This is a genomic window from Streptomyces lusitanus, assembly GCF_042647945.1.
GTDB classification, from domain to species: domain Bacteria; phylum Actinomycetota; class Actinomycetes; order Streptomycetales; family Streptomycetaceae; genus Streptomyces; species Streptomyces pseudogriseolus.
In genome coordinates, this window is the sequence record NZ_JBHRWL010000003.1 from 230244 (window position 1) to 244954 (window position 14711).

General features: G+C 74.5%; 11 protein-coding genes. 6 read left to right on the forward strand and 5 right to left on the reverse strand.

The genetic code is table 11. From position 1 onward, the window contains the following. Positions 1-244 precede the first annotated feature (244 nt). Positions 245-613 carry an STAS domain-containing protein gene (locus ACFOSY_RS05525; RefSeq protein WP_394305579.1) on the forward strand — a complete coding sequence of 123 codons (369 nt, stop codon included), beginning with the start codon at positions 245-247 and terminating at the stop codon, positions 611-613. 95 nt (positions 614-708) lie between these two features. On the opposite strand, the gene ACFOSY_RS05530 is transcribed toward ACFOSY_RS05525, so the two are convergent. Both ACFOSY_RS05530 and ACFOSY_RS05535 read right to left on the reverse strand, forming a co-directional pair. Beyond that, complete coding sequence (locus ACFOSY_RS05530; protein WP_394305786.1) at positions 709-2466, reverse strand: lectin; 1758 nt, start codon at positions 2464-2466, stop codon at positions 709-711. A 17-nt stretch (positions 2467-2483) separates the two neighbouring features. After that, the gene (locus ACFOSY_RS05535) at positions 2484-5345 is read right to left on the reverse strand and encodes a PQQ-dependent sugar dehydrogenase (protein ID WP_394305580.1); all 2862 of its coding nucleotides are present in this window, start codon (positions 5343-5345) and stop codon (positions 2484-2486) included. 328 nt (positions 5346-5673) lie between these two features. Between ACFOSY_RS05535 and ACFOSY_RS05540 the strand changes: the two genes are divergently transcribed. Beyond that, a complete protein-coding gene (locus ACFOSY_RS05540; protein WP_394305581.1) occupies positions 5674-6486 on the forward strand; it encodes an alpha/beta fold hydrolase in 813 nt (270 codons plus the stop codon). A gap of 130 nt (positions 6487-6616) precedes the next feature. After that, positions 6617-8686, forward strand: coding sequence for a SpoIIE family protein phosphatase (locus ACFOSY_RS05545; protein ID WP_394305582.1), 2070 nt, complete (start codon positions 6617-6619; stop codon positions 8684-8686). A gap of 65 nt (positions 8687-8751) precedes the next feature. Here the strand turns inward: ACFOSY_RS05545 and ACFOSY_RS05550 are convergent, their stop codons facing one another. From ACFOSY_RS05550 to ACFOSY_RS05560, 3 genes are read right to left on the reverse strand one after another with little or no spacing between them, the layout of a single operon-like run. Then, positions 8752-9780, reverse strand: coding sequence for an NAD(P)/FAD-dependent oxidoreductase (locus tag ACFOSY_RS05550; protein WP_394305583.1), 1029 nt, complete (start codon positions 9778-9780; stop codon positions 8752-8754). Then, a complete protein-coding gene (locus tag ACFOSY_RS05555) occupies positions 9777-10292 on the reverse strand; it encodes an isoprenylcysteine carboxyl methyltransferase family protein (RefSeq protein ID WP_394305584.1) in 516 nt (171 codons plus the stop codon). The genes ACFOSY_RS05550 and ACFOSY_RS05555 overlap by 4 nt, the downstream gene beginning before the upstream one ends. Positions 10293-10302: 10 nt before the next feature. Further along, entirely contained in the window at positions 10303-11376 is a 1074-nt protein-coding gene (locus tag ACFOSY_RS05560) for a type III polyketide synthase (protein WP_394305787.1), read from the reverse strand. A gap of 106 nt (positions 11377-11482) precedes the next feature. Here ACFOSY_RS05560 and ACFOSY_RS05565 point away from each other — a divergent pair, with 106 nt between their 5' ends. The 3 genes from ACFOSY_RS05565 (at position 11483) to ACFOSY_RS05575 (ending at position 14442) form a co-directional block, all read left to right on the forward strand. Next, a complete protein-coding gene (locus ACFOSY_RS05565) occupies positions 11483-12388 on the forward strand; it encodes a UbiA family prenyltransferase (RefSeq protein ID WP_394305788.1) in 906 nt (301 codons plus the stop codon). Positions 12389-12548: 160 nt separating this feature from the next. Beyond that, entirely contained in the window at positions 12549-13385 is an 837-nt protein-coding gene (locus ACFOSY_RS05570) for an MBL fold metallo-hydrolase (protein WP_394305585.1), read from the forward strand. Between the two features lie 286 nt (positions 13386-13671). After that, positions 13672-14442, forward strand: a complete 771-nt coding sequence (locus tag ACFOSY_RS05575) for a ribonuclease BN (RefSeq protein WP_394305789.1) — start codon at positions 13672-13674, stop codon at positions 14440-14442. The last annotated feature ends 269 nt before the right edge of the window (positions 14443-14711 follow it).

Consider the following 14711-nt stretch of genomic DNA (forward strand, 5'->3'; position numbering starts at 1 on the left):
GGAGACCGGAGAGCACGATGTGACCCCCTCAGATCATCACACGTCCCCCACATGCGCAGGGTGTCCGCTCCGCGGGGAGGGGCAGCCGCATGGAGCGGACCGTGGCGGGTAGGCGGGGCGACGGACCGGGGCGTGCACGAGTCACCTGCCCGGACTTCGTAGGATGAACCGGTCGGCCGGGCACCGTGGGGATGGGCGGAGGTCGGGCTCACCCGCATGTGCCGAACACCGCCGAGGAGATTCCGTGTCCGTACCGGACGAGACGTTCACCGTCACCCCCCACCCGAGCGCCGCGGGCCCCTACGTGCTGGAGGTGGCCGGGGAGCTGGACCATCACACGGCGCCCCTGCTGACGGAGGCGGTCAACGAGGCGCCGTTCGGTCCGTACGGTGTGGTGCTCGACCTGTCGGGGCTGACCTTCTGCGACTCGTCGGGGATCACGGTGTTCGTGTCGGCCCACCGCCGGTCGCGGGACAAGGGGTCGCAGCTCAGCCTGGCCGGGGTGGCCCCCGCCCAGATGCGGGTCCTGCGCATGGTGGGGCTGGACGAGGTGTTCACGTTCCACGCCGGCGTCGACGAGGCGTTCCGCGCCGCCCGGCCGTCCCGGCCCTGACGGAGCGGAACGGGACCCCGTCGGTTCGACGGGGTCCCGCACCTCGGGCTCATGAGCGGGCCGGAGGGTCACCCGGCTGACCTGCGAGAATCACCTCAGGGGAGGGTCCACTTCTGGTTGGGGCCGGTGTGGCAGGTCCACAGGTGGACCGGTGTGCGGTCCTCCCAGGTGCCGCCCGAGGCGTCCATGCACTTGCCCGACTGCGGATTGCGCACGGTCCCGTCCGACTGCGCCGCCCACTTCTGCGCACCGGTCCCGTTGCACGTCCAGAGCTGGATCCGGGTGCCGTCCGCGCTGCCGCCCCCGGACACGTCCAGGCACTTGCCGAGCGCCCGCAGCGTCCCGTCGTCCGGCACGGTCCACCGCTGGGCGGCGGAGGAGTTGCAGGTGTAGATCTGCACCCCCGTCCCGTCCGCCGTGCCCGCGTTGTCCACGTCCAGGCACTTGCCGTTGACGCCCCGGATCTCACCGGTGCGCGGTCCGGGTGTGGCGCCGTCCTGGCGGAGGCGGATGTTGCGGAAGGAGACCTCGTCGCCGTCGCCGTGGTTCTGGAGCCCGATGTACCCCTGGCGGAGGCTGCGGGCGGGGTCGGTGTTGGTGAAGTCGTTGATCTTCCGGCCGTTGAGGAAGATCTCCAGCCGTTCGCCGGTGACGCGGAGCTCGTAGGTGTTCCACTCCCCCGGCGGGTTGAGGGCCGCGTCCCGGGCGGCGAGGTCGGCGGACTTGAAGCCGTAGACGGAGCCGGTGGTGCGGTCGGCGGTGTCGGTGGCGTCGATCTGGATCTCGTAGCCGTTGTCGACGGCGGACCACGGGTCGTCGGAGGCGGGGAAGCCCAGGAAGACACCGGAGTTGTCGTCGCCGTGCAGCTTCCAGTCGAGCTTGAGGGAGTAGTCGCCGGTGATCTCCCGGTCGTACCGGAACAGGCCCATGCCGCCCTGCGAGGTGAGGGTGCCGTCGTTCAGGGTGAAGCCGCCGGGGCCCGCCTGCTTCCAGCCGGACGTGCCGGTGCCGTCGAACAGCGGGGTGTAGCCGGTCTCGGGGCGGCAGTCGGCCTGGGTGACGCCGGCGGCCCAGCGGATGCCGCCGAGCAGGTGCCGGCGGAAGGCGGGGTCGGCGTACGACTCCTCGGTGTGGCCGCCGCCGGTGTAGAAGGCGCGGCCGCCGGCGTAATCCTTGCACCAGGCGATCGGGTGGTCGCCGGACATGGTGCCGCCCGAGTAGCTGGACTCGTCCAGGGAGGCCAGGACATGCGCGGTGGTGCGGGGGTTGGTGCGGTAGTTGTACCACTCGTCGGTGCGCTGCCAGGTGGAGCCCAGGTGGGCGGTGGCGTCGTGCGCCCGGTCCTCGACCTCGACGGTGGCGGGCTGGATGGCGGGGTGGGACTGGAAGAGGGCGCCGGCCAGTCCCGCGTAGAAGGGCCAGTCGTACTCGGTGTCGGCGGCGGCGTGGATGCCGACGTAACCGCCGCCCGAGCCCATGTACTGCTCGAGCGCGGTCTCCTGGGCGGGCCCGAGGACGTCGCCGGTGGTGGAGAGGAAGACCACGGCCCGGTACTGGGCGAGGTTGGCGGTGGTGAAGGCGGCCGGGTCCTCGGTGGCGTCGAGGGTGAAGTTGTTCGCCGCACCGAGGTCGCGCAGGGCGGTCACGCCCTCGTCGATGGAGGAGTGGCGGAAGCCCGCCGTCCGGGAGAAGACGAGGATCTTGTACGCGGGGTCGGCCGCCGGTGCGGCCGCCCGGGGCGCGGCGGGCTTGGTGTTGGGGGTCGCGGCGGCCTGAGGGGTCAGGCCCTGCGGGGTCGCGCAGAGCACGGCGGCGGTGCACAGGCCGAGCGCGGTTCTGAAGAGGGTGCGCATCATGGGTCGCCTCCTTTCTACGGCAGGGTCCACTTCTGGTTGGCGCCGGTGTGGCAGGTCCACAGGTGGACGGGCGTGCCGTCCTCCCAGGTGCCGCCGGAGGCGTCCATGCACTTGCCCGACTGCGGGTTGCGCACCGTGCCGTCGGACTGGGCCGCCCACTTCTGCGCCCCCGTCCCGTTGCACGTCCACAGCTGGATCCGCGTACCGTCCGCGCTTCCGCCGCCGGAGACGTCCAGGCACTTGCCCAGCGCCCTCAGCGAACCGTCGTCGGCCACCGTCCACCGCTGTGCCGCCGAGGAGTTGCACGTCCAGATCTGGATCTCGGTGCCGTCCGCCGTGCCGGCGTTGTCGACGTCGAGGCACTTGCCGTTGACGCCCTTCACCTCACCCGTGCGGGTGGTGCCGGTGCCGGTGGTGAAGGAGAACTCGTCCACGTCGTAGAGCGCGCCGCTGCCGCCCTTGAAGACGAGGTACAGGGTGGTGGTGCCGGCCGGCTGACCGGTCAGGGACGCCGTGACGTCCTGGAAGGTCTCCCAGTCGCCGGTGACCGGCACGGTGGCCGTGCCGAGCAGGGTGCCGGTCGGAGAGCCGGCGCGGACCTCGAGGGTGCCGCCGGCGCCGGCCGAGGAGACGCGGGCGGTGAAGCCGGTGGTGCTGTCGAGGCTGTAGGGGGTGAAGGAGATCCAGTCGCCGTTCTGGATCTCGCCGACCGTCTTGCCGCCGTGCGCGTTGGTGTGGTTGATCACCTGGACGCCGGAGGAGTCGCCGTAGTGCTCGGCCTGCCGGTGGCTGGGCTGGGTGATGTGCTGGTCGTGCGCGGTGAGCGCGGGCTGGCCGTTCGCGCCGTTGTCGGTGTACTCGGCGTCGAGGACGCCGAAGATGTTGGCGTTGGGGTCGTGTTCGCCGTCCGCCAGGGTGTGCAGGGTGCCGGTGCAGCCGGTGGCGGAGGTCTGCGGGTGTCCGTGGCTGTCGTGGCCGACGATGAAGGTGACCTTGACCTTGGCGCAGTCGATCGTGCCGTCCTCGGGGTCGGTGACGGTGACCTTGAACGGGATGGCCGCGCCGAAGTCGTAGATCCGTCCGTCGGCGGGGGCGTCGAGCCGCACGGTCGGAGCGGTGTTGCCGACGGTGATCTGCACGGACGCCGTGGCGGACTTGCCGGTGGGGTCGGTGACCTTCAGCGTGGCGGTGTACTGGCCGTTGGTGGTGTAGGTGTGGGACGGGTTCGCGGCCGTGGAGGTGGCGCCGTCGCCGAAGGTCCAGGCGTACGTGAGCGCGCCCCCGTCCGGGTCGGAGCTGCCGGCCGAGGAGAAGGTGACGGCCAGGGGGGCCTTGCCGGAGGTGGTGCTGGCCTTGGCCTGGGCGAGCGGTGCGCGTCCGCCGGTGATGTGCTCGATGCGGTACAGGGCGGAGTTGGCGTCGCCGTTGAAGTAGCCGGTGCCGTAGTCGAGGACGTAGAGGGCGCCGTCCGGGCCGAAGGCCATGTCCATCACCTGGGTGCCGGTCCAGGGGAAGGCGTTGATGGACTGCACGGTGCCGTCGCCGCCGGTCTCGATGCGCTTGATCCAGCGGCGGCCGAACTCACCGGCGAAGAAGTCGCCGTCGTACTCGGCGGGGAACTTCACGTCCGAGGCGGAGTTCGCGTCGTACCGGTAGACGGGGCCGCCCATGGGCGACTCGGACCCGTTGCCGAACTCGGGGACGGAGCCGCCGTCGTAGGGGATCCACGCGGGCTGGACGGGCGGCAGGTCGGTCAGGCCCGTGTTGCGCGGCGACGTGTTCCTCGGCGCCGCACAGTTGAAGGCCGCGCCCGAGGTGCCGGAGCCGAAGTCGTAGTCGACGTAGGCGTCGTTCCTGCCGGTGCAGTAGGGCCAGCCGAAGTTGCCGGCCTTGGTGATCCGGTTGAACTCGACCTGTCCGCCGGGGCCGCGGGAACCGCTGGCGGTGCCCGCGTCGGGGCCGTAGTCGCCGACGTAGACGGTGCCCGTGGCCTTGTCGACGCTCATCCGGAACGGGTTGCGGAAGCCCATCGCGTAGATCTCGGGCCGGGTCCTGGCGGTGCCCGGCGCGAACAGGTTGCCGGGCGGGATCGTGTAACTGCCGTCCGCCTGGACCTTGATGCGCAGGATCTTGCCGCGCAGGTCGTTGGTGTTGCCGGCCGAACGCTGGGCGTCGTAGGCCGGGTTGCGGGAGGCGCGCTCGTCGATCGGGGTGTAGCCGTCGGAGGCGAAGGGGTTGGTGTCGTCGCCGGTCGACAGGTACAGGTTGCCGTCCGCGTCGAAGTCGATGTCGCCGCCGACGTGGCAGCACAGACCGCGGGAGGCGGGCACGTCGAGGATCTTCCGCTCGCTCGCCGTGTCCAGGGTGCCGTCGGAGCGCAGGACGAAGCGGGAGAGGCGGTTGACGCCGTCGAAGGGGGTGAAGTCGGCGGCGCTGCCGTCGGACGGGGCGTCACCTGCGGGGGTGTTCAGCGGGGGCGCGTAGTAGAGGTAGACGAAGCGGTTGGTGGCGAAGCCGGGGTCGACGGCGACGCCCTGCAGGCCTTCCTCGTCGTGGCTGTAGACGTCGAGCCGGCCCGCGACGGTGGTGGTGCCGGCCGCGTCGGTGCGGCGCAGGGTGCCGTCGCGGGAGGTGTGCAGCACCGAGCGGTCGGGCAGCACGGCCATGGTCATGGGCTCGCCCATCTCGGCCACGCCTTTGGCGAGGGTCACCTGCTGGAAGTCCTCGGCGGCGGCGTCCACCCGGTCGACGGGACCGGGGGCGGGGGCGGGGGCGGCGGCCGCCGTGGGGCCCAGGGGAAGGGCCAGGGCGGCGGCGCAGGTCAGTGCGGTCAGCAGGGTGCGGACACGTCTGTGTCCGAGCGGTCTCGTGCGCACGTTGCTCTCCAGGGCATGGGGGGTGGCGGCGGGCCCCGGGCAGAGGTCCGCCGTGACAGAGCACAGGCGCGCGCCGTCGCGCCATGGAGCATCGGCCGGTCGGCCCGTGGGCCTCAAGACCGGTGTGCAGCAAGGAAGTTAGCGGCAGCGACGCGAACGCGTAACCCCTTTCGCACGACATCCCGCGTCTTTTTCCTCCGCTGGGACAAAGTGCCGGCCTCCCCCTGGCTCGGGGCCCGGCGGGGCCGGCGGGGGTCGCGTTGCGGCCGTACGGGGGCTGCCGGAGACTGGCCGGGGACGGCGGCCGTCCCGGAGAGGGCCGGAAGGCATGGGCGACTACGCGAACCTGCCCGGCGTCAGGACCTGGTACGAGACCGAGGGGTCCGGCGACCCGCTGGTGCTGCTGCACGGCGGTTTCTGCACCAACGACACCTGGGGCGCGCAGCGGCCCGACCTCGCCGCCGCCTACCGTCTGCACCTGCCGGAGCGGCGGGCGCACGGCCACACCCCGGACGTCGAGGGCCCGCTGACGTACACCGACATGGCCGGCGACACCGTGGCGTACCTCGAGTCCGTGGTGGGCGGACCGGCCCATCTGGTCGGCTGGAGCGACGGCGGCATCGTGGCGCTGCTGACCGCCCTGGCCCGGCCGGACCTGGTCCGCCGGATGGTGCTGATCGGGGCGAACTTCCGGCCCGCGCCGGAGTCGTTCGTGGCCCCGGAGATGCTCGACGCGATGACCCCGGACAGCGACGACATGGCCTTCTTCCGCGAGCTGTACGTCGCCGTCAGCCCGGACGGGCCGGAGCACTGGCCGGCCGTGGCGACGCGGATGACCGACATGTGGCGCACCCAGCCCACGCTCGACGCCGGGGACCTGGCCGCGGTGCGGGCGCCCACACTCGTCATGACCGGCGACGACGACCTGATGACCCTGGAGCACACCGCGGCCCTCTACCGCGCGCTCCCCGACGCCCGGCTCGCGGTCGTCCCGGGCGCGTCCCACCTGGTGCCGCTGGAGAAGCCCGCCGAGGTCAACCGGATGATCCTGAAGCATCTCGCGGGCGGCGAGGTCGAGACGACGATGCCGGTCCTGCGCGCCCGGACCCCGGGGGCACCCGGTCAGGGCGCCACCGTCTGACCCGGTCCCCGGCCGCCGGGGTGCTGGATGCCTTCGGTACGGTTTCGGCGTACTGTCCCGTTATGGGAGTAGTGCGGGCGGATCCGGGTGAGCGAGCGGCACTCGCCCCGCCGGAACGGGCGGGTGACTGATGGACACCGCCGTGGCCGCCGTCGTGCGCGCGACCGGCGCCTCCGGCGCCCTGCTCTACATCCTCACCCCCGGCCGCGAGGCCCTCTGGCTGTCCCATGTGTCGGGCGTCCCGCGTGAGGTGGCCGCGCCGTGGAGCAGGGTGGCGGTGGGCGACCCGATGCCGGTGGCCGACGCCGTGCGCGAGGAGCGCCTGGTGTGGGTGAGCGGCCAGGTGGAGATGGCGCGCCGCTACCCCCGGCCGGCGGTGGTGCTCCCCTACGACTTCGCGCTGGCGGCCGTGCCGGTCGCGTCGGACTCCGGGGTGCGCGGCGGACTGGTGCTGTTCTGGCCCAGCGGGCACCCGCCGCAGCTCAGCCGCACCGAGCACGACGCCCTCCGGACGGGCTCGCGACGCCTCGGCCATCTCATCGAACAGGCCGACCGGCGTGGTGAGCCGCTCGTCTCCCCCGGACGGCCGCGCGTCCTGCCGCCGGAACCGGGACGCACCCCCACGGCCGAGGAGGCGTGGGCCGGCACGGCGCTCCTCGACCGGCTGCCCGGCGGGTACGTCGCCCTGAACGTGAACGGCCGGATCACGCTCGTCACCCCGGCCGCCGCCGACCTCGTGGGCGCCGAACCGGAGCGGCTGCTGGGCTCCCTGCCGTGGGAGGCGCTGCCATGGATGGACGTCCCCCATGTCGAGGACCGCTACCGCGCGGCGCTGATCAGCCGCACCCCGCAGACGTTCCGGGTGCTGCGCCCGCCCGACACCTGGCTGTCGTTCGAGCTGTATCCGGATCCCTCGGGCATCAGCGTGCGCATCGACCGCGCCGCCGACGGCCGGGAGCCGGACCCCGTCGCGGAGATGGCGCACGGCCCCGGCCGGGCCACGGTGCTGTATCACCTGATGCACCTGGCGACCACGCTGACCGAGGCCGTCGGGGTGCAGGACGTGGTCGACCAGACCGCCGAGCAGCTGCTGCCCGCCCTCGGCGCCCAGGGCATGGTGCTGATGACGTCGGAGGACGGCCGGCTGAGGATCCTGGGCCACCGCGGTTACAGCACCGAGCTGGTCGGCCGGCTCGACGGCGCGCCGCTGAGCCGGGAAAACCCGGGGGCGGCGGTCCTGGCCACGGGTGAAGCGGGCTTCTTCCCCTCCTTCCAGCAGATGGTGGCCGCGTACCCGAAGATGACGCACGAGGACGGGATGGCCGCCTGGGCGGTCCTGCCGCTGATCGCCTCCAACCGCCCGATCGGCTCCGTGCTGCTCTCCTACGACCGGCCGCGCGCCTTCCCGCCCAGCGAGCGCGCCGTCCTCACCTCCCTGGCCGGTCTCGTCGGCCAGGCCCTCGACCGGGCCCGGCTGTACGACAGCAAGGACCGCCTCGCCCACCGGCTCCAGTCGGCGCTGCTCCCGCACGGCCTGCCCGCCGTTCCCGGGCTGCGGGTCGTCGCCCGCTATCTGCCGGCCGCCCGCGGCCTGGGCATCGGCGGCGACTTCTACGACCTGATCCGCCTCGACGCGAACACCGTGGCGGCCGCCATCGGGGACGTGCAGGGTCACAACGTGGACGCGGCGGCGCTCATGGGGCAGGTCCGTACCGCCGTGCACGCCCACGCCACCGTCGGCGCTCCCCCGGACCACGTCCTCGGCGGCACCAACCGGCTGCTCACCGACCTGGACCCCGGCCTGTTCACCAGCTGTCTCTACGCGCATCTGGACCTCGGCCGCGGCCGGGCCTGCCTGGCCACCGCGGGGCATCCGCCGCCTCTGATGCGGCACAGCGACGGGCGCACCGAGCTGCTGGACATCCCGCCGGGCCTGCTGCTCGGCATCGACCCGACGGCCCGCTACCCGTCGCTGGAGTGCGCCCTGCCGCCCGGCTGCGTGCTGGTGTTCTACACCGACGGGCTCGTCGAGGCGCCGGGCGTCGACCCGGACGACGCGACGGCCGCCCTCGCCGGTCTGGTGGAGCACTCCGACCCGGACGATCTGGAGGCCATGGCCGACACGCTGGTGCGGCACGCCCCGGCGCCCGGCGACGACATCGCCCTGCTGCTCCTGAGCCCCACTCCGGACGGCGGGTGAGCGTGCGCCTCCGCCTCACTCCGGACGTCGGCTGACCGCCCGCCTCGGAGTGACCGCCCGACGGGTCATCCGAGGGCGTCGACCGCCGCCGCGAACAGCCGGGGCAGACGCGCGGCCACGGGCACGATGTGCGGGGCCAGCGCGGGCTGCCGGCGCGCCCTGACCAGCAGCTCGGTCAGGACGCGGTGGCGGCGCGTGGCGCGGGCCCAGTCGGCGTCGTAGCGGGCGGGCGTGCCCCGGCGGAGGTTGGCGACGAGGGCGCGGGCGCCGTCGAGGGCGAGGCAGACGCCCTCACCGGTCAGCGCGTCGACGTATCCGGCGGCGTCGCCGACGAACAGGACCCTGCCGTGCACACGGGTGCGGGAGCGCCGGCGCAGGGGTCCGGCGCCGCGCACCGCGGTGACGGCCGTGTCCGGGGGGAGGCGGGCGGCGAGCTCGGGGAAGCCCGCCAGCTGCGTGTCGTAGGGCGCCCGGCGGGAGGTCAGCAGGGCCACGCCGATCAGCCGGGGGCCGAGCGGGGTGACGTACGCCTCCGCGTCGGGTCCCCAGTGCACCTCGACGTGCGACGTCCAGGGCGGTACGGCGTAGTGGCGGCGCAGCCCGTAACGGGGCGGGGTGCGGGTCGGGCGGTCCAGGCCGAGGGAGCGGCGCACGGGTGAGTGCAGGCCGTCGGCGGCGACGAGCCACCGGGCGCGCAGCCCGGCGCCGGGGACGCTCACGCCGTCCGCGTCCTGCCGTACGCCGTCCACGCGCAGCGGGAGGACGGGCACGCCCGCGTCGAGGACCGCCCGGTGCAGGACGGTGTGCAGGTCGGTGCGGCGGACGCCGAGGCCCTGTCCGCGGCGGAACGCGGCCTCGGCGCTGCTGGGTCCCTGCACGTAGCGGATGCCGGTGAGGGGGTGGCCGGGGGCGTGCAGGCCGAGGACGGTGAGGGCGCGGACGGCGCCGGGCATCAGACCCTCGCCGCACGCCTTGTCGACCGGGGCGGGGCGGGGTTCCGCGACGACGGTGTCCAGGCCCGCGCGGGCGGCGTGCAGGGCGGTGGCGAGGCCCGCGGGTCCGCCGCCGACAACGAGGAGGTCGGGGCGTCTCACGCGGGCACCGCGCGGGTGAGGGCGGCGTTCTCGCAGCGGACGCGCACCGTCAGCAGCACCCCGTTGGCCAGCGTGAACACGGTCGCCGTGAGCCACGCCGAGTGGACCAGGGGCAGGGCGACGCCCTCGACGACGACGGCGACGTAGTTGGGGTGGCGCAGGAAGCGGTAGGGGCCGCCGCCGACGAGGCGGGCTCCGGGGACGACGATGACGCGGGTGTTCCAGTAGGGGCCGAGCGTGGCGACGCACCACCAGCGCAGGGCCTGGGCGAGCAGGGCGAGCGCCAGCGCGGGCAGGCCCAGGGCGGGGAGGAACGGGCGGTGGGCCAGGAGGGGTTCGAGCAGGCAGCCGGCGAGCAGGCCGGTGTGCAGGACGACCATTACGGGGTAGTGGCCGCGGCCGTGCTCCACCCCGTCCCGTGCGCGGGTCCACGCGGCGTTGCGGCGGGCCACGACGAGTTCGGCGAGGCGTTCGACGGCCACGGCGAGGACGAGCAGCGTGTACCAGGTCATGGCGGGCACCTCACCAGCGCAGCAGGACGAGTTCGGAAGCGAAGCCCGGGCCCATCGCCAGCACCAGTCCCCAGGTGCCCGGCGCGGGCCGGTGGGCCTCGGTGAAGCCCTGGAGGATGTGCAGGACCGAGGCGGAGGACAGGTTGCCGACGGCGGCGAGCGAGCGCCGGGACGGGGTGAGGGCGTCGTCGGGCAGGGCCAGCGCGTCGGCCACGGCCTCCAGCACCTTGGGACCACCCGGGTGGCACGCCCAGGCGCCGATGTCCCCGGTGTCCAGGCCGTGTTCGGCGAGGAAGCCGCGCACCTGGGCGCCCAGGTGGCTGCGGACCAGGGCGGGGACGCCGGGGTCGATCACGACGCGGAAGCCGCCGGCGCCGACGTCCCAGCCGAGGAGGTGCTCGGTGTCCGGGTAGAGGTGGCTGCGGGTGGCGACGACGGCGGGCCCGGACGGCGCTTCGGGTCCCGCTTCCGGTCGCGTACCGGTGGCGCGGGCGACGAGGGCCGCCGCTCCGTCGCCGAAGAGGGCGCCGGCGACCAGGTTGGCGCGCGAGCCGTCACCCTTCTGGAGGGTCAGCGAGCACAGTTCGACGGTGAGCAGCACGGCGGTCCCGCCGGGGTGTCCGCGCAGGTAGTCGTGGACGCGGGCGAGGCCGGCGGCGCCCGCCGCGCAGCCCAGCCCGAACACCGGCAGCCGCTTGACGTCCGGCCGCAGGCCGATGCGTCCGGCCAGCCGGGCGTCCAGGGACGGGGCGGCGACGCCGGTGATGGAGGCGCACACCAGCAGGTCGACGTCGGCCGGGGCGAGCCCGGCCTGGTCCAGCGCGGTGGTGAGCGCCCGTCCGGCCAGGTCCAGGCCCGCCGTCAGCCACGCCTCGTTGCTCTCGCGGAAGTCGCGCAGGGCGGCGTACCGCTCGATGGGCAGGGCGAGATGGCGGGTGCGCACACCGGAGGAGGCGTGCAGTCGGCGGAGCAGGGCGCGGTCGGCGCCCGGGGCCAGGCACAGGTCGCCGATGGGCTCGGTGAGCCGGTCCTGGGGGTAGCGGTGGGGCGGCAGCGCGGTGTGCACGGCGGCGACGGTGGTCACCGGCGCCGAGTCCGGGGGCGGAGGGGCGGCGGGCGCCGGTTCGGTGGCCGTTTCGACGGCCTGTTCGACGGCCGGTTCGGCGATGAGGGGGACACGCATGTCCGTAATGACTTCCTCGCATCGGCCGCCCGGCTACCTTGCACCCGTGTCCCACCACCCGTCCGGGGTTCTTCCGCGTACGCCGCCCCGCCGTCTCCCGGCCCTGCTGCGCTGCTGCCACCCCGAGCCGGCGCTGGCCGTCACGGCGTTCGTGACCGCGCTGGCGGTGGCGGCGGGGCACGGCCCGGCGGGTGCGGCGGCGGTGGGCGCGGCGGTGCTGGCCGGGCAGCTGTCGGTGGGCTGGAGCAACGACGCGGCCGACGCGGCCCGTGACACGGCCTGCGGCCGCACGGACAAGCCCGTCCCGGAAGGACGGCTGTCCGCGCGGACGGTGGCGGTGGCCGCGCGGACGGCGCTGGTGCTGTGCGTGCCGCTGTCGCTGCTCGGCGGGCCGGGCGCGGCGGCGGCGCATCTGACGGGCGTGGCGGCGGGCTGGTGCTACAACCTGCGGCTGAAGCACACGCCGCTGTCGCCGCTCCCGTACGCCGTGGGGTTCGCCTCGCTCCCGGTGTTCGTCACCCTCGCACTGCCGCGGCCGGCCTGGCCCGCCTGGTGGGTCGTGGCGGCGGGGTCGCTGCTGGGCGTGGGGGCGCATCTGGTGAACGTGCTGCCGGACATCGAGGACGACCTGGCGACGGGCGTACGGGGGCTGCCGCAGCGGCTGGGCCGTACGGTCTGCCGGTGGCTGGCGCCACTGGTGATGCTGGCGGCTGTGGGCATGGTCGTCGCGGGGCCGCCCGGCCCGGCGGGCACGGCAGGGCGTTGGCTGGCGGCCGCGGCGGGCGCGGTGGCCGTGGCGGGCACGGCGGCGCGGACGGCGGGGCGACGGAGCCGGTGGCCGTTCCGGGCGGCGCTGGTGGTGGCGGGGCTGGCGGTGACGGGGTTGCTGTGGTCGGGGGTGGGGGTGGTCTGAGCCGTCGCGGTGGCGCAGGCCCCGGCGGTGACGCAGGCGCCCGTCTCCAGGTGTAGGACGGCCGCGAGGGGCCACCCGGGTCGTGCTCGGGACGCCGGGTCGTGCTCGGGGACGCCCGGGTCGTGCTCGGGGACGCCCGGGACGGCGGAGGGAGATCGCCGTGGAGCGCACACCGCCCGAGGGCACCGTGCGGGTGCGGTTCATCGGGAACGCCACCCTGCTGATCCGCTACGGCACCCTGACCCTGCTCACCGATCCCAACTTCCTGCACCGCGGGCAGGTGGCGCACCTCGGCCACGGGCTCGTCTCGCGCCGGCTGACCGAACCCGCCGTGGACGTCGCCGATCTCCCCCACGCGGATCTGGACGCGGTGGTGCTGTCGCATCTGCACGGCGACCACTTCGACCGGGTGGCCCGGCGCGGTCTCGACCGGGGGCTGCCGTTCCTGACGACCCCGCACGCCTCCCGCGTCCTCCAGGGGCTGTTCGGCTTCCACCGTGCGGTGGGCCTGCGCACCTGGCAGAGCCACGAACTGCTGCGCGGCGACTCGCTGGTCCGGGTCACCGCGCTGCCCGGCCGGCACGCCCTCGGTCCGGCCCGGCGTCTGCTGCCCCCGGTGATGGGCAGTCTGCTGGAGTTCGGCGACCGCTCCGGCCGGATCCGCCTGGTCCTGTACATGTCCGGCGACACGCTGATGTTCGACGGGCTGCGCGAGATCGCCCGACGGTACCCCGACATCCATCTGGCGGTGCTGCACCTGGGCGGGACCACGCTGCCCGGCGGCCTGCTCGTCACCATGGACGCCGGGCAGGGCGCCGATCTGCTGGACGTGATCCGCCCGCACCGGGCGCTGCCCGTCCACCACGACGACTACGGCGTCTTCCGCTCCCCGCTCTCCGACTTCCTCGCCGAGGTCGCGCGGCGCGGGCACGGCGGCCGCATCCTGCGCTGCCGCCCGGGCGAACGGGTGACGGTCGGCGGGGACACGCGCCGCTGAGCCGTGCCCAGGCGCCGCGGCGCACGGACGGTGCGGGAGGGTGTCCGGCGGTCCCGGCCGGGCCGGGCTAAGTGGCAGGCCCCGTCGCCGTCACCGGATGATGGGCGGGGAGAGCGGAGCGGGCGCCGTACGGCACCCCGGTCCGCCCCCGGCGTGGCACGAGTCCGTCCGGTCCCGCCGCGGGTCACGTCGCGGCGCGTGCCCGAGCAGGCGAAGGAGGGGCACCGTGAGGCGGTACCTCGGTGTGCTCCAGAACAGCTGGAGGTGGGTGGGCGCCCACGCCCTGATGACGCGGGGCCGTGAGCTGGAGCTGATGCACCGGGCCACGGGCTTCGCCACGCTCGCGCTGGTGACCCTGGCGCCGCTGCTGATCGTGGTCGCCGCCGCGGACCCCCTCGGCCGGGGCGGCTTCGCGACCTGGCTGGCGGACGGCATGGGCCTGACCGGACGCTCCGCGCGGGTGCTCACGGAGATCTTCAACCCGCCCCGCAAGGTGGTGGGCACCACGAGTGTGTGGGGCGGTCTGGCGCTCGCCGTGTTCGGCGTCGCCCTGGGCGGCAGCGTCCAGAACGGCTACGAGCGTGTGTGGCGGCTGCCGCCCGGCCCGTGGCACCGCGTGTGGCGGCAGGCGCTGTGGCTGGCGGTGCTGACCGCGTTCCTGTACCAGGAGGTGCGCACGCGCACGCTGCTGTACGGGCCGGAGCGGATCACCCTGTCGACGGCGGCCGGTGTGCTGTTCTTCTGGTGGGGGCAGCGCTTCCTGCTCGGCGGCCAGGTCCGCTGGCGGGACCTGCTCCCGGGCGCGGTCGCCACCATGGTGGGCCTGATCGGCCTGCGAATCTTCTCGTACTACGTCTTCACCCCGCTGATCGTCGACAACGCCCTCAGCTACGGCACGGTCGGCGTGGTCCTGGTCGTGGAGTCCTGGCTGATCGGCGTGGGCTTCGTCGTCTACGGCGGCGCCCTGTTCGGCCACTGGCTCCTCACCCACCACGGCCTTCTCCACATCGGACACCGGCAGCACGAGGGGGAACGGGAGCGGGTGGGCGTGAGGTGAGGCGGAGCCACGTGGCGCCTGCCGGCCGGGGGTCGGGCGGGGCGGGCGCGGGGGCGCGGCGGGCGCGGGACAGGGGCCGGGCAGCCCGGGAGCGCGGCGGGCACGGGGCGACGCGGGAACGCGCCGGGCGCGGAGTCACGCGGGACGGTCCGGGCGCGTGGCCACGCGGGAACGGGCCGGCGCGGAATGGCGCGGGAGCACGCCCGGCGTGGAGTGGCGCGAAGTCACGCGTGGACGCGAGGACAGGCCGGCGCGGAGCGGCGCGGGAG

Bases quoted from the DNA above. Each gene is read 5' to 3' on its own strand.
- ACFOSY_RS05555 (WP_394305584.1), bottom strand. From the start codon at position 10,292: ATGACCTGGTACACGCTGCTCGTCCTCGCCGTGGCCGTCGAACGCCTC.
- ACFOSY_RS05545 (WP_394305582.1), top strand. From the start codon at position 6,617: ATGGACACCGCCGTGGCCGCCGTCGTGCGCGCGACCGGCGCCTCCGGC.
- ACFOSY_RS05540 (WP_394305581.1), top strand. From the start codon at position 5,674: ATGGGCGACTACGCGAACCTGCCCGGCGTCAGGACCTGGTACGAGACC.
- ACFOSY_RS05565 (WP_394305788.1), top strand. From the start codon at position 11,483: ATGACTTCCTCGCATCGGCCGCCCGGCTACCTTGCACCCGTGTCCCAC.
- ACFOSY_RS05530 (WP_394305786.1), bottom strand. From the start codon at position 2,466: ATGCGCACCCTCTTCAGAACCGCGCTCGGCCTGTGCACCGCCGCCGTG.
- ACFOSY_RS05575 (WP_394305789.1), top strand. From the start codon at position 13,672: ATGACGCGGGGCCGTGAGCTGGAGCTGATGCACCGGGCCACGGGCTTC.